Source organism: Pseudorhodoferax sp. LjRoot39, from assembly GCF_964253035.1.
Classification (GTDB): Bacteria; Pseudomonadota; Gammaproteobacteria; order Burkholderiales; family Burkholderiaceae_C; genus Pseudorhodoferax.
On sequence record NZ_CAXUQL020000001.1, the window covers coordinates 6404064 to 6417611 of the forward strand.

Annotated in this window: 12 protein-coding genes; 5 read left to right on the forward strand and 7 right to left on the reverse strand. The window is 68.4% G+C overall.

Annotation, left to right across the window (positions count from 1 at the left end; translation table 11 throughout):
- Position 1: 1 nt before the first annotated feature.
- Genes ACSQ4M_RS29960 through ACSQ4M_RS29990 form a run of 7 tightly spaced genes read right to left on the reverse strand, consistent with a single transcriptional unit; the run spans position 2 to position 7019 of the window.
- Entirely contained in the window at positions 2 to 2128 is a 2127-nt protein-coding gene (locus ACSQ4M_RS29960) for a D-(-)-3-hydroxybutyrate oligomer hydrolase (protein ID WP_436193014.1), read from the reverse strand.
- A gap of 25 nt (positions 2129 to 2153) precedes the next feature.
- The gene (locus ACSQ4M_RS29965; protein WP_436193015.1) at positions 2154 to 3221 is read right to left on the reverse strand and encodes a branched-chain amino acid ABC transporter permease; all 1068 of its coding nucleotides are present in this window, start codon (positions 3219 to 3221) and stop codon (positions 2154 to 2156) included.
- A complete protein-coding gene (locus tag ACSQ4M_RS29970; RefSeq protein ID WP_436193016.1) occupies positions 3218 to 4195 on the reverse strand; it encodes a branched-chain amino acid ABC transporter permease in 978 nt (325 codons plus the stop codon). Before ACSQ4M_RS29970 ends, ACSQ4M_RS29965 begins: the two co-directional genes overlap by 4 nt.
- Positions 4192 to 4911 (reverse strand): ABC transporter ATP-binding protein, encoded by a 720-nt coding sequence (locus ACSQ4M_RS29975; RefSeq protein ID WP_436193017.1) that lies wholly within the window; start codon positions 4909 to 4911, stop codon positions 4192 to 4194. The genes ACSQ4M_RS29970 and ACSQ4M_RS29975 overlap by 4 nt, the downstream gene beginning before the upstream one ends.
- Complete coding sequence (locus ACSQ4M_RS29980; protein ID WP_436193018.1) at positions 4908 to 5666, reverse strand: ABC transporter ATP-binding protein; 759 nt, start codon at positions 5664 to 5666, stop codon at positions 4908 to 4910. Before ACSQ4M_RS29980 ends, ACSQ4M_RS29975 begins: the two co-directional genes overlap by 4 nt.
- A gap of 7 nt (positions 5667 to 5673) precedes the next feature.
- Entirely contained in the window at positions 5674 to 6870 is a 1197-nt protein-coding gene (locus ACSQ4M_RS29985; protein WP_436193019.1) for a substrate-binding domain-containing protein, read from the reverse strand.
- Positions 6867 to 7019, reverse strand: coding sequence for a hypothetical protein (locus ACSQ4M_RS29990; RefSeq protein ID WP_436193020.1), 153 nt, complete (start codon positions 7017 to 7019; stop codon positions 6867 to 6869). Before ACSQ4M_RS29990 ends, ACSQ4M_RS29985 begins: the two co-directional genes overlap by 4 nt.
- A 138-nt stretch (positions 7020 to 7157) precedes the next feature.
- Here ACSQ4M_RS29990 and ACSQ4M_RS29995 point away from each other — a divergent pair, with 138 nt between their 5' ends.
- From ACSQ4M_RS29995 to ACSQ4M_RS30015, 5 genes are all read left to right on the forward strand, one after another.
- Complete coding sequence (locus ACSQ4M_RS29995; RefSeq protein ID WP_436193021.1) at positions 7158 to 7751, forward strand: BPSL1445 family SYLF domain-containing lipoprotein; 594 nt, start codon at positions 7158 to 7160, stop codon at positions 7749 to 7751.
- A 362-nt stretch (positions 7752 to 8113) separates the two neighbouring features.
- Positions 8114 to 10633: a nitrite reductase large subunit NirB gene (gene nirB, locus ACSQ4M_RS30000; protein ID WP_436193022.1), complete on the forward strand. Its 2520-nt coding sequence runs from the start codon at positions 8114 to 8116 to the stop codon at positions 10631 to 10633.
- An 11-nt stretch (positions 10634 to 10644) separates the two neighbouring features.
- Positions 10645 to 10983: a nitrite reductase small subunit NirD gene (nirD, locus tag ACSQ4M_RS30005; RefSeq protein ID WP_436193023.1), complete on the forward strand. Its 339-nt coding sequence runs from the start codon at positions 10645 to 10647 to the stop codon at positions 10981 to 10983.
- A gap of 18 nt (positions 10984 to 11001) precedes the next feature.
- A complete protein-coding gene (locus ACSQ4M_RS30010) occupies positions 11002 to 11814 on the forward strand; it encodes a formate/nitrite transporter family protein (protein WP_436193024.1) in 813 nt (270 codons plus the stop codon).
- The gene (locus ACSQ4M_RS30015; RefSeq protein ID WP_436193025.1) at positions 11792 to 13543 is read left to right on the forward strand and encodes a protein kinase domain-containing protein; all 1752 of its coding nucleotides are present in this window, start codon (positions 11792 to 11794) and stop codon (positions 13541 to 13543) included. Before ACSQ4M_RS30010 ends, ACSQ4M_RS30015 begins: the two co-directional genes overlap by 23 nt.
- The last annotated feature ends 5 nt before the right edge of the window (positions 13544 to 13548 follow it).

A 13548-nucleotide genomic window follows, 5' to 3' on the forward strand; every position in this document is an offset into this window, starting at 1 on the left:
CTCAGTCGGGAATGGTCAGCACGCCGGCGGCGTAGTCGATGCGGTCGGCGGCGCCCGGTGTGGCGGCGATGGCGGGCACGTTGGCCGCCGTGATGGCCGGCGCGGCGCCCGGCGTGCCGCCGCGCGGCACGGTCCGCACCACCTGGCTGGGCGGCAGTGCCGTGCCGTTGCGCAGGTTCGCCCAGACCGCGTCCAGCGCGTGGTTCAGGTAGACGTGCAGCGGGATGTAGCGGCTGTCGTAGCCGGGCAGCACGGCGGGCAGGCCGATGAAGCTGTCGAAGTGCTGGGCGTTGGTGACCTCGATGTAGCTGAGCTTGCTGGCCGCGCCCTCCACCTTGCGGTTCAGCGCCACGTAGGGCCGCGAGGTGTGCGACACCGGCAGCAGCGCATCGTCGCGGCCGTGCACGATCACGGCGGGCTTGCCGCGCAGGTTGCCATTGCGGCGTGTTTCGTCCACGCCGGTCTTCAGGCGCTGCGCCCAGGCGTCGTTGCCTTCGACCAGGTTGCGCAGGCACAGGGCGCCGTCCAGGTTCATGTCGAAGCTGCCAGTGGACGGCGAGCGCGAGAACACGTCACGCGCCGCACCACCGACCGCGTTCTCGTTGACCAGCTGCGCCATCCCCACCTGCGGAGGCACGCCATTGCCGGTGGCAAACATGGTGGCCACGACGGCCGCGCTGAGCGCCTCCGGAACCCCCGTCGCACCGGTGCCGGCGTAGCCATAGCCGCACAGCCGATCCCGCACGCTGGCACGCGACAGTCCGTTGGCAAAGGCCACCGAAACGGCAGGCGCCACTTCAAAGGCCGCAAGAGATGGATGCAGCACCTGAGCCTCGCGCTCCCAGCCATAGCCGAGAAGCTTGGCCAGCGCCTCCTCCGCCTGGGATGCCACGTCATTTGCCGTCAGCAGCCCCTTGGCCTTGAGCGACGCACAGCGGCCCGCCGCCGGGATTCCAAAGAAGCCGGTGTATGTCGTTTGGTACGGCGCCCCGGCCAGGCTGGGCGCCAGCGAAGCACAGGACTGGAACACCTGCGCATAGGTCGTGAAATCGATCAGCGTCTTTGCGCTGACCGGCACGGCCGTGGCGCCGCGCCGGATGCTCACGCCCGGGTCGGCAGGCAACTCGACGGCCGGCTCGGACACCGCCACTGCGTCGATCCAGCCCGCGTCGTCCAGCTCGGCCGCAGCCAGCGCAGCACCGCCCCCGTTGGAGATGCTGGACGCGATCACCAGCGTGTTGCCGCGCGTGAAGGTCTGCCGCCGCGTGCCGTCGGCCGCCCGCTCGCCCAGCCGCTCGTTGAGCACATAGAACGCGAACTGCACGGCTTGCAGCGTGAAGCGGCCCCAGTCCTTCTCGGGGTTCTGCTGCGAGTGCGCATGCTTGAACGCGAAGCGGTTGGGCGTGGCCGCGTTGAAGGCCGCCCGCTCGCTGTCCGTGAGCACGGCGCGGAACGCGGCCGAGGTCCCGGCCGCAGCCGACGCCGCGCGCGTGCCGTCGATCAGCGGCACCGTGTCGTTCTGCAGATCGTGCGGCGCCGCGCCCGTTCCCTTGTCGGTGTAAGCCACGGCGCAGCCGCGCTTGAGCGCCCACTCGCCGGCCGAGATCGCGCCATAGACGCCGCGCGAGCCCGAGGAGGTGGCGGTCACGATGCAGGCCTGCTTCGCATCGAAGCTGTTCGGCACCTGCACCATCAGCGTCACGTTGCGCCGGCCCGTACCGTCGTCGCTGTAGGCGATGTACTCCCCGCCGGCCACCTTGCCCTCGCCCAGCGAGGCCGTGCCGTCCAGCGCCACGTTGGGACCGTAGAGCACGCCGTAGCCGCCTGCGGCCGTCATGTCCAGCAGCGCGCGGTAGTTGTTGTAGATGGCGCTGCGGCGCAGCTCATCGGCCCGGGGCGCGGTGGCGTTGGCATAGACGGGTGCGGCGCCCGCCAGGCCGGTCTTGCCCAGGCCGGCGGTCAGCAGGTCGTCCTGGCTGCCGTCGTACTCCAGCATGGTCACCGTGCCGATGAAATCGGGCTTGGTGTTGGCCTGGGGGCCGTCGTCGCCGCCGCAGCCTGCCAACAGGGTCGCCGCCGCGACGGCCACAGCACAGAGCGGCATCCGCCGCAGCTTCTCGCATCGCATGTCTGTCTCCTCTGGTTGAACGAAGTCAGCGCCGTGCCAGCGCGCGCGCCCGCAGGCGCCCGACGATGCCGGTGGGAAAGTGGTAGACCGAGAGCACGAACAGCAAGCCCAGCCACAGCAGCCAGCGGTCCGGCGTGAACACGGCGGCCAGCCAGGGCACGCCGGCAACGGCCTCGTTCGCCAGGCGCAGCAGGTCCTGCAGATAGCTCTGCGCCACCACGAACAAGGTGGCGCCGATGGCCGCGCCGTAGACGGTGCCCATGCCACCGATCACGACGATCAGCAGGATGTCGACCATGATCTCGAACGACAGCGAGGTGTCCGGCCCGTTGTAGCGCAGCCAGATGGCCAGCATGGCGCCGGCCAGCGTGGCGAACAGGGCCGACAGCACGGCCGCGGTCGTGCGGTAGACCACCACGCGGTAGCCGATGGCCTCGGCGCGGAACTCGTTCTCGCGGATGGCCTGCAGCACCCGGCCGAACGGCGAGTTGACGATGCGCAGCAGCGCCAGCACCAGCACCACGGCCAGCACGAACAGCCCGTAGTAGCAGAGCAAGCGCCCATCCAGCGAGGCGCCCAGGAAAGGCTCCTCGGCGAACTCGAAGCTCGGCGAGATCAGCTCGGGCATCTTGAAGGTCAGCCCGTCCTCGCCGCCTGTGAAAGACGAGAGCTGCGAGGCCAGCGTCTGGAAGGCCGAGGCCACGGCCAGCGTGATCATCGCGAAGAAGATCGCGCGCACGCGCAGCGAGAACAGGCCGATGGCCAGCGACAGCACGAAGGACAGCGCGAGCGCCGCGCCGATGCCCACCGCGAGCGCATCCCAGCCCGCGCCCATGCGCGAGGACGCGATCGCCACGCCGTAGGCACCGATGCCGAAGAACATGGTGTGGGCGAAGCTCACGATGCCGGTGTAGCCCAAGAGCAGGTCGAAGCTGGCGACCAGCACCACGAACACCAGCACCTTGGCCGCGACGTTGAGCGCCTTGACGCCCGGGAACAGGAAGGGCGCGAGGGCCAGACCCAGCAGCAGCGCGACAAGGATCACGGCCAGCACGCGGCTGCGCGGCAGATCGTGCGACAGCAGACGGCTCATACCTTCACCACCGGATAGACGCCCTGCGGCCGCCACATCAACACGGCCACCATCAACGCGATGCTCGCGAACTGCGTGGCCACCGGCAGCACGAAGCCCACGTAGTTCACCAGCAGCCCCACCAGCAGCGCCCCGATCAACGCGCCCAGCGTGGAGCCCAGGCCCCCGATGATGATGACGATGAAGATCAGCACATTGACCTGCGCGCCCATCTGCGGGACCAGGTTCTGCTGGAACAGGCCCCACATCACGCCGCCCAGGCCCGCCAGCGCACTGCCGGCCACGAACACGCCGATGAACAGCCGGCCGATGCGGTAGCCCAGCGACTCGACCATTTCACGGTCCTGCACGCCGGCGCGGATCAGCAAGCCGATCTTGGTGCGCGCCAAGGTCCAGGCAAGCGCCACGAACACCACGGCGCCCACGGCCACGGCCAGCAGCCGGTATTTGCTGATGGCGGCCTCGCCGAAGAACAGGGAGCCGCGCAAGGCTTCGGGCAAGGGCAGCGGGATCTGCGCCGGCCCCCAGACCATCTTGATGAACTCCTCGCCGATGATCATGCCGCCCATGGTGATGAGGATCTGCTTCAAGTGCTGGCCGTAGACCGGCCGCACGATGAAGCGCTCGAAGGCCAGGCCGACGGCGGCCGCCACCGCCATGGCCACGAGCATGGCCGGGAACACGGCCACCAGGTTGCGCCAGAGTTCCTGCGAGCCGGTCCAGTCGCCCATCAGGCCCAGCACGCTGCTGGCGACGAAGGCGCCGATGGCGATGAACAGGCCGTGGCCGAAGTTCAGCACGTCCATGAGGCCGAACACCAGGGTCAGGCCCGAGGCGATGATGAAGACGATCATGCCCATGGCCAGGCCCGCGACCGTGAGCGTGAGCCAGGTCGAAGGCGAGCCGACCAGTGGCAAGGCCAGCAGCGCGAGCACCGGCACCAGGGCCAGGGGTTTCCAGTCAAAGTTGTTCATATGGCAAGTCCCAGCAAGGACTGCTGCAAGACCGCGTCGGCCGAGAACGCGGCCATGCCGCCGGCATGCACGACGCGGCCGTTGTCCATCACGGCCACGGTGTCGCCCAGCCGCCGCGCGAAGTTCAGGTTCTGCTCGACGAGCAGGATGGTCACACCCTGCCCCTTCAGCTCGGCGAAGGCATCGATCATGTTGTCGATGATGGCCGGCGCCAGGCCCTTGCTGGGCTCGTCCACGATCAGCAGCTGGCGCGGCTCGACGACGGCGCGCGCCACGGCCAGCATCTGCTTCTGCCCGCCCGACAACTTGCCCGCGGGGTGGTTCCAGAACTTCTCGACCGCCGGGAACATCTTGAAGATCCACTGCAGCCGCGCCGGGTCCATCTGCTCGGCACGCTTGGCCGCGCGCGCGGCCAGCAGCATGTTCTCCTTGACCGTGAGGTCCGCGAAGATGCCCATGTTCTCGGGCACATAGGCCACGCCCAGCGCGGCGATCTGCGGCGTATTGGTGGCCGTGATGTCCTGCCCCGCCAGCGCCACCCGGCCCTGCGACGCATGCCACAGGCCCATGACGGTGCGCAGCGTGGTCGACTTGCCGGCGCCGTTGCGGCCCAGCAGCATGGTGACCTGGCCCTTGGGCACCACGAGGTCCACGCCATGCAGGATGTGGTACGCGCCGATGTGCGTGTGCACGTCCTTCAGTTCCAACAGGTTCATGCCCTGGCCACTCCGAGGTAAGCCTCTTGCACGATCGGCGAGGCGATGACCTCCGCCGGGTCGCCATCGGCCACGAGCTGCCCGTTGTGCAGCACGATGATCCGGTCGGCCAGTTCGCGCACCACGTCCATCTTGTGCTCCACGAGCAGGATGGTTTTGCTGCGGTCGCGCTTGAGCTTGCGGATCAGGTCCAGGATCACGGGCGCCTCGGCCGCGTTCATGCCGGCCGTGGGTTCGTCGAACATGAAGACCTGGGGCTCCAGCGCCATCAGCAGCGCTACCTCCAGCTTGCGCTGGTCGCCGTGCGGCAGGCTGGCCACGGTGTCGTGTTCACGGGCTTTCAACGCCACCTCGGCGAGGATGGCGTCGGCGCGCGCCGTCAGGCCCTGGTGGTCGCTCCAGATGCTCCACAGGTTCAGGCCGCGCCGGTGCCGCCCTTCCTGCGTGGCCTGCACCGCCAGGCGCACGTTCTCCAGCACCGTGAGGTTGGGAAACAGGTTGGTGAGCTGGAAGGCCCGGCCCAGGCCCGCGCGCGTGCGTGCCGAGGGCGGCAGGCCCGAGAGTTCGCGGCCATTCAGCGCCACCGTGCCCGCGCTGGCCTTGAGCTGACCAGAGATCAGGTTGAAGTAGGTGGTCTTGCCCGCGCCGTTGGGGCCGACGATGGCCGTCAGCGTGCCCGGCGCGAAGCTGCAGCTGACGGCATTCACCGCGACGTGTCCGCCGAAGCGGACCGTCAGGTCTCGGGTTTCCAGCACGCCGCGATCAACGCTTGTTGCGGACCGGAACCTGCATTTCCTCAGGCTTGATCTCGCGCACCAGTTCCGGCACGCCCCAGGCGAAGGCCGGGTCCTGCTTGATGCGGAAGTGGTACATGCTCTGCATGGCCTGGTGGTCTTCCTTGCGGAAGGTCATCGTGCCCTTGGGTGTATCGAAGCTCATGCCCTCCATGGCCGCGATGAGCTTGTTCGTGTTGGTCTCGCCGCCCGTCTTCTTGAGGGCAGTGACCACCGCCATCGCGGCGGAGAAGCCACCGGCCGTGAAGAAGTCCGGCGGCGTCTTGAACTCCTTGTAGTGGGCCGCGACCATGGCCTCGTTGACCGGGTTCTTGGGCAGGCCGAAGTAGTAGTAGGTGGCGCCTTCCATGCCCGGGAAGCGCTTGTAGGCCGTCATGGCCGGCAGGATGTTGCCGCCCGTGGCCACCTCGATGCCGAAGCGCTTTTGCAGGTCGGCGTCGGCCAGCGCGTTGAACGGCGTGGTGGCACCGGCCCAGACCACCCAGACCACCTTGCGGCCCGGCTTGTCCTTGAGCTGGTCGACGATGCGCTGGATGCCGGCCGTGAAGTCGGTGGTGGTCGGCGGCAGGTATTCCTCGTGGCCGACCTTGGCCTTCTTGACCGCGTCCTTGAAGGCCTTCACGCCATCGCGGCCGAAGGCCCAGTCCTGCGCCAGCGTGACGATGGTGGTGCCCTCCTTGTCCAGCGCCACGGCGTTGCTGATGGCGTCCTGGCTGGAGTTGCGGCCGGTGCGGAAGATGTACTTGTTCCACTTGTCGCCCGTGATCGAGTCGGCCACGGCCGGCTCGACGATGAGCACCTTCTTGTACTCCTCGGCCACCGGCAGCATGGCCAGCGCCACGCCCGATCCCGTGGTGCCCACGGCCAGGTCAGCCTTGTCGTCGGCATAGGCCGTGGCCAGCAGCGACTTGCCCAGGTCGGGCTTGCCCTGGTCGTCCTTCTCCAGGACCACCAGCTTCTTGCCGTTGACGGCCATGGTGCCGCCCGTGGCGTAGTCCAGGCCCATCATGAAGCCGGTCTGCGTCTGCTTGCCATAAGCCTCCAGCGCGCCGGTCTTGCCGTAGACGTGGGCGATGCGGATTTCCTTGGACTGGGCGAAGCTCGCGGTGGCGCACAGTGCGAGTGCGGCAATGGCTGACAGGCGTGCCAGACGGCGACGGTTCATGGCGTAGTCTCCAAATGTGTGGTGCCTGGAAATTGCACAGTCCATGCCACCCAGAACAATCCTTTTTTTTCAATGACTTGCAATGTTTCTTTCGTGGCATCAACTGACAATTCAGACAACACAATTGCCTGAATTTCAGACAATTGCACGCCATTTCTACAGGGTTTTCCTGAGGAATGCGGTGCCACCGGCCTGTAGGCCGGCATCCCGCTCCGGGACTTTGCCGCTGCGGCGGAACTAGCATTCATCCCGCCCTTTCGGGCTGATGGAGCTACCAAGGAACCGCCATGCACAACACGCACAACAACCGCTTTCGCACCCTCGCCGGCACCGCCCTGCTGACCGCCTGCAGCCTCGCCTTCGTCGGCTGCACGACCACCAAACCGGGCACGGCCAGCACGCCTTCGTCGGCGCGACATGCCATCGATGCCGACGTCGACGCGGCCCTGTCCAAGCTCTACAACACCGTGCCGGGCTCGCGCGAACTCGTGGCGCGCTCGGCCGCCACGCTGGTGTTCCCGTCCGTGATCAGCGCCAGCCTGGGGCTGGGCGCCGAATACGGCCGCGGCGCATTGCGCGAAGGCAGCCGCACGGTGGGCTACTACAGCACCACGGCCGGCTCGGTCGGCTGGCAGGCCGGCGCCCAGTCGCGCGCCGTGATCTATGTGTTCAGCACGCGCGATGCGCTGGAGAAGTTCCGCGCCAGCAAGGGCTGGACCGTGGGTGCCGACGCCACCGTGGCCCTGGCCACCGTGGGTGCCAACGGCCAGATCGACAGCAACACCATCCGCCAGCCCGTGGTCGGCTACGTGCTGACCAATGCCGGCCTGGAAGCCGGCGTGGCACTGCAGGGCGCCAAGATCAGTCCTGTCATGCCGTGAGGCATTGCCCCAGGCTGGCCCATGTCCGCCCGGGGATGCCCCAACTTGGGGCCCAGCGTGCACCATGCGCGCTGACGCGCTGCCAGCGCTCCTGCGCAAGTCGTTGATTCCATTGAAACAGCGACTGGCACGTCAATTGCAACAACTGCCTTGCCCCTCGGCGCCGTAGCCGGGGGACAGGGCGGTTCCATTTCCGCCCGACTCTCCGCCAACGGTGGCGGAACCTCTGCCTGCTGGCAGCCCGACCGGGCTGCGCGCAGGCGGTGTTCCATCCAACCGGCGGAGCGCACAAGCGCCACCCGCCAGGGCTGGCCGAAGCGCTACCTGCGCCGCGACCCGTCCGCAGCCAGGAGCGCAAGCGCATGAAGATCGTCGTCGTCGGCCACGGAATGGTGGGCCACAAATTCCTCGAGAGCCTGGCCGAGAGCGGCCAGCCCGACCTGCAGGTCACCGTGCTCTGCGAGGAGCCGCGCGCGGCCTACGACCGCGTGCACCTTTCGGAGTTCTTCAGCGGCAAGACCGCCGACGCGCTTTCGCTGGTGGAGCCCGGCTTCTTCGAGAAGACCGGCTTCACACTGCGTCTGGCCGCCCGCGCAGCGGCCGTGGAACGCCGCAACAAGACCGTGACCACCGCCGACGGCGAAGTCGTCCCCTACGACAAGCTGGTGCTGGCCACCGGTTCCAACCCCTTCGTGCCCGGCGTGCCAGGCCGCGACCGCCCCGGCTGCCACGTCTACCGCACCATCGAGGACCTGGAGGCCATGCAGGCCTCCGGCGCCAGGTCGGCCAGCGGCGTGGTCATCGGCGGCGGCCTGCTGGGCCTGGAGTGCGCCAAGGCGCTGCGCGACATGGGTTTGCAGACGCATGTGGTGGAGTTCGCCCCGCGACTCATGACCGTGCAGGTGGACGAAGGCGGCGGCCGCACCTTGCGCAAGAAGATCGAGGCGCTGGGCGTGCAGGTGCACACGGGCCGCAACACCACCGAGATCGTCGACGGCGCCACGGCGCGCCACCGCCTGGTCTTCGCCGACGGCACACACCTGGAGACCGACATGATCGTGTTCTCCGCCGGCATCCGCCCGCGCGACGACCTGGCGCGCCAGTGCGTGCTGGCCATCGGCCCGCGTGGTGGCGTGGTCATCGACAACCACTGCCGCACCAGCGACCACGACGTCTACGCCATCGGCGAATGCGCGTCGTGGAACGAGCAGGTGTTCGGCCTGGTCGCGCCGGGCTACGACATGGCCCGCGTGGCTGCACGCCATGTGCTGGGCGATGCTACGGCGGCCTTCACCGGCGCCGACATGAGCACCAAGCTCAAGCTCATGGGCGTGGACGTGGCCAGCATCGGCGACGCGCAGGGCAAGACGCCGGGTGCCTGCTCCTACCACTTCGTCGACGAGCGCAAGCAGATCTACAAGAAGATCGTCGTCAGCGAGGACGGCAAGAAGCTGCTGGGCGCGGTGCTGGTGGGCAATGCCGACGAATACGGCACGCTGCTGCAGACCGCGCTCAACGGCCTGGCCCTGCCCGACGATCCCGAGTTCATGATCCTGCCCTCCAGCGACGGCAAGGCCAAGCCCGGCCTGGGCGTGGAAGCCCTGCCCGACACGGCGCAGATCTGCTCGTGCAACAGCGTCAGCAAGGGCCAGATCTGCGCGGCCGTCGGCGAAGGCGCCTGCACCGTGGCGGACCTGAAAGCCTGCACCAAGGCCGGCGCCACCTGCGGCGGCTGCGTGCCGCTGGTCACCCAGGTCATGAAGTTCGAGATGGCGCGCCGCGGCATGGCCGTCAACAACCATGTCTGCGAACACTTCGCCTACTCGCGCCAGGAGATCTACCACCTGGTGCGCGTGGGCCAGATCAAGACCTTCGACGAGCTGCTCGCCAAGCACGGCAAGGGCCTGGGCTGCGACATCTGCAAGCCCGTGGCCGCCAGCGTGCTGGCCTCCATCTGGAACGAGTTCGTGCTGAAGCCCCAGCTCGCCAAGCTGCAGGACAGCAACGACTACTTCCTCGGCAACATCCAGAAGGACGGCACCTACTCCGTGGTGCCGCGCATGCCGGGCGGCGAGGTCACGCCCGACGGCCTGATCGCCGTGGGCCAGGTGGCCAAGAAGTACGGCCTCTACACCAAGGTCACGGGCGGCGCGCGCGTGGACATGTTCGGCGCGCGGCTGGAGCAGTTGCCGCTGATCTGGGAGGAACTGATCGCCGCCGGCTTCGAGAGCGGCCACGCCTACGGCAAGAGCCTGCGCACCGTGAAGAGCTGCGTGGGCAGCACCTGGTGCCGCTACGGCGTGGACGATTCCGTGGGCCTGGCCGTGCAGATCGAGAACCGCTACAAGGGCCTGCGCGCGCCGCACAAGATCAAGTTCGGCGTCTCGGGCTGCACGCGCGAATGCGCCGAGGCCCAGGGCAAGGACGTGGGCATCATCGCCACCGACAAGGGCTGGAACCTGTATGTCTGCGGCAACGGCGGCATGAAGCCGCGCCATGCCGAACTGATCGCGAGCGACCTGAGCAAGGACGCGCTGATCGCGCTGGTCGACCGCTTCCTGATGTTCTACGTGCGCACGGCCGACCGGCTGCAGCGCACCAGCACCTGGCGCGAGAGCCTGGAGGGCGGGCTGGACTACCTGAAGCAGGTGCTGATCGAGGACTCGCTCGGCATCGGCGCCGAACTCGAGGCGCAGATGCAGCACGTGGTCGACACCTACCAGTGCGAGTGGAAGAGCGCCGTGACCGACCCGGCCGTGCGCCAGCGCTTCAAGAGTTTTGTGAACAGCGACCAGCCCGACCAGCGCATCGTGTTCGTGAAGGAGCGCGGCCAGATCCGGCCGGCGCGCCAGGATGAACGCGACACCGCCGAGACCATTTGAGGAGCACCACCATGCTGACCAAGACCCTGAACTGGACCGCCGTCTGCAAGGCAGACGACATCGTGCCCCACACCGGCGTCTGCGCGCTCGTCGAAGACCGCCACGTGGCCGTGTTCCGCCTCGGCGAGGACCGCTTCTTCGCCATCGACAACATCGACCCCAAGTCGGGCGCCAGCGTGCTCGCCCGCGGGCTGATCGGCAGCCTGGGCGAGCGCATCGTCGTCGCCTCGCCGCTCTACAAGAACCACTTCGACCTGGCCACCGGCGAATGCCTGGAGGCGCCCGAGCACTCCGTCGGCGTGCACGCCGTACGCGTCGACAACGGCCGCGTGTTCGTGGCCCTGAACTGAAACACACAAGGAAACGCCATGGCCTACCTCGCCCCCACCGAATTCGTGACCAAGATGGTCGACGCCGGTGAATCCAAGCTGCTGATGTCCACGCGCGACACGCTGATCCGCTCCTACATGGCCGGTGCCATCCTGGCGCTGGCGGCGGCCTTCGCCGTCAGCGTGACGGTCAACACCGGCAACCCGCTGCTGGGCGCCGTGCTGTTCCCGGTCGGCTTCATCATGCTGTACCTGATGGGCTTCGACCTGCTGACCGGCGTGTTCACGCTGGCCCCGCTGGCCGTGCTCGACAAGCGCCCGGGCGCCACCTGGAAGGGCGTGCTGCGCAATTGGGGCCTGGTGTTCTGCGGCAACTTCGCCGGTGCGCTGACGGTGGCCGTGTTCATGGCCATCATCTTCACCTTCGGCTTCTCGGAAGCACCCAACGCCATCGGCGAGAAGCTGGGCCACATCGGCGAGGGCCGCACTGTGGGCTACTCGGCGCACGGCGCGGCCGGCATGCTCACGCTGTTCGTGCGTGCGGTCATGTGCAACTGGATGGTGTCCACCGGCGTGGTTGCGGCCATGATGTCCACCAGCGTCTCGGGCAAGGCCATCGGCATGTGGATGCCCATCATGGTGTTCTTCTACATGGGCTTCGAGCACAGCATCGTCAACATGTTCCTGTTCCCCACCGGCCTGATGCTGGGCGGCAAGTTCACGATGATGGACTACATCGTCTGGAACGAGATCCCCACCGTGCTGGGCAACCTGGTGGGCGGCCTGACCTTCGTCGGCGCGACGCTGTACTCCACGCACTACAAGACCGGTGCCAAGCGCCGCATCGCTTGAGGTCACGCTCGGCCAGCATTCGCTGGCAGGTAGCGATGGGCTGAACCAGGACTTCCACGGCGCCGTCGTCCCCACGGGCTCGGCGCTGCACACCAAGGGCATCGCCGTGGCGCTGGCCGACGGCATCGGCTCCAGCACCGTGAGCCAGCTGGCCAGTGCCGCCGCCGTGCGCGGCTTCCTCGACGACTACTACGCCTGCTCGGAAGCCTGGTCGGTGCGCCGCGCCGCGCAATGCGTGCTGGGCGCCACCAACGCCTGGCTGCATGCGCAGAACCAGCGCGGCGATGCGCGATTCGACAAGGACCGCGGCCACTGCTGCACCTTCAGCGCCATCGTGCTCAAGGGTCGCGAACTGCACGTGCTCCACGTGGGCGACACGCGCATCTACCGCGTGCACGCGCAGGCGCTGGAGCAGCTCACCGAGGACCACCGCGTGCACCTGGGTCATGCGGGAGACCAGCAGTCCTACCTGGGCCGGGCGCTGGGCGCCACAGCGCATGTGGAGATCGACCACCTGCGCCTGGAGGCCGAACCGGGCGCGCTCTACCTGCTGGCCAGCGACGGCGCCTACGAGCGCCTGGACGCGGCCGCCGTGCATGCCGCGCTGGACCGTTGGCCCCAGGACTTCGACGCCGCGGCCCGCACCCTGGCCGAGACGGCACGCGCCCGCGGCAGCCGCGACGATGCCACCGTGCAGTTGCTGCGCATCGACACCCTGCCCCCGCACGACGCCCAGCCCTGGCAGGCCCGGCGCGCGCAGCTGCGGCTGCCGCCACCGCTGGCGCCGCGCATGGTGTTCGAGGGCTGCACGCTGGTGCGCGAGCTGCATGCGAGCGCGCGCAGCCAGGTCTTCCTCGCGCGCGACGAACAGACCGGCCAGCCGCTCGTCATCAAGGTGCCGGCCGTGGACCTGCGCGAGGACGCCGACGCGCTGGACCGCTTCCTGCTGGAGGAATGGGTGGCGCGGCGCATGCACAGCCCGCATGTGCTGCAGGCCGCCCCCGGCGAGCGCGCGCGCGAGCACCTGTACGTGGCGATGGAATACATCGAAGGCCAGACCCTGGCGCAATGGATGACCGACCATCCGCGGCCCGACCTGGACAGCGTGCGCGGCCTGGTCGCGCAATTGGCCAAGGGCCTGCAGGCCTTGCACGGCAAGGAGATGCTGCACCAGGACCTGCGGCCCGAGAACGTGATGGTCGACCGCAGCGGCACCGTGAAGATCATCGATCTCGCCTCGGCCCATGTGGCCGGGCTGGCCGAGGCGGCGCCGACGCGGGAGGCCACGCGCATCGTCGGCTCCTTGCAGTACACCGCGCCCGAGTACTTCGTCGGCGGCCAGCCCACGGCCGCCGCCGACCTGTTCGCGCTGGCCGTTCTGAGCTACCAGATGCTCAGCGGCCAGCTGCCCTATGGCCTGCAGGTCACCCAGTTGCGCACGCCCGCGGACTTGAAACGCCTGCGCTACGTGCCGCTGCGCCACCACCGCCCGGAGCTGCCGGCCTGGCTGGACGCGGTGCTGCACAAGGCCTTGCAGGGCGACCCGGCCCGGCGACAGGAGGCGGTGTCGGAGTTCGTGCACGACCTGCACCGGCCGGGCGCGGCGCTGCTGCGCACGCGCGCGATGCCGCTGGCCGAGCGCGATCCGGTGCTGTTCTGGCAGGTCTGCACGGTGGTGCTGGGCCTGGCGACGGTGGTGCTGGTGGGGCTGCGCGCGCTGGGGCATTGAGGGCG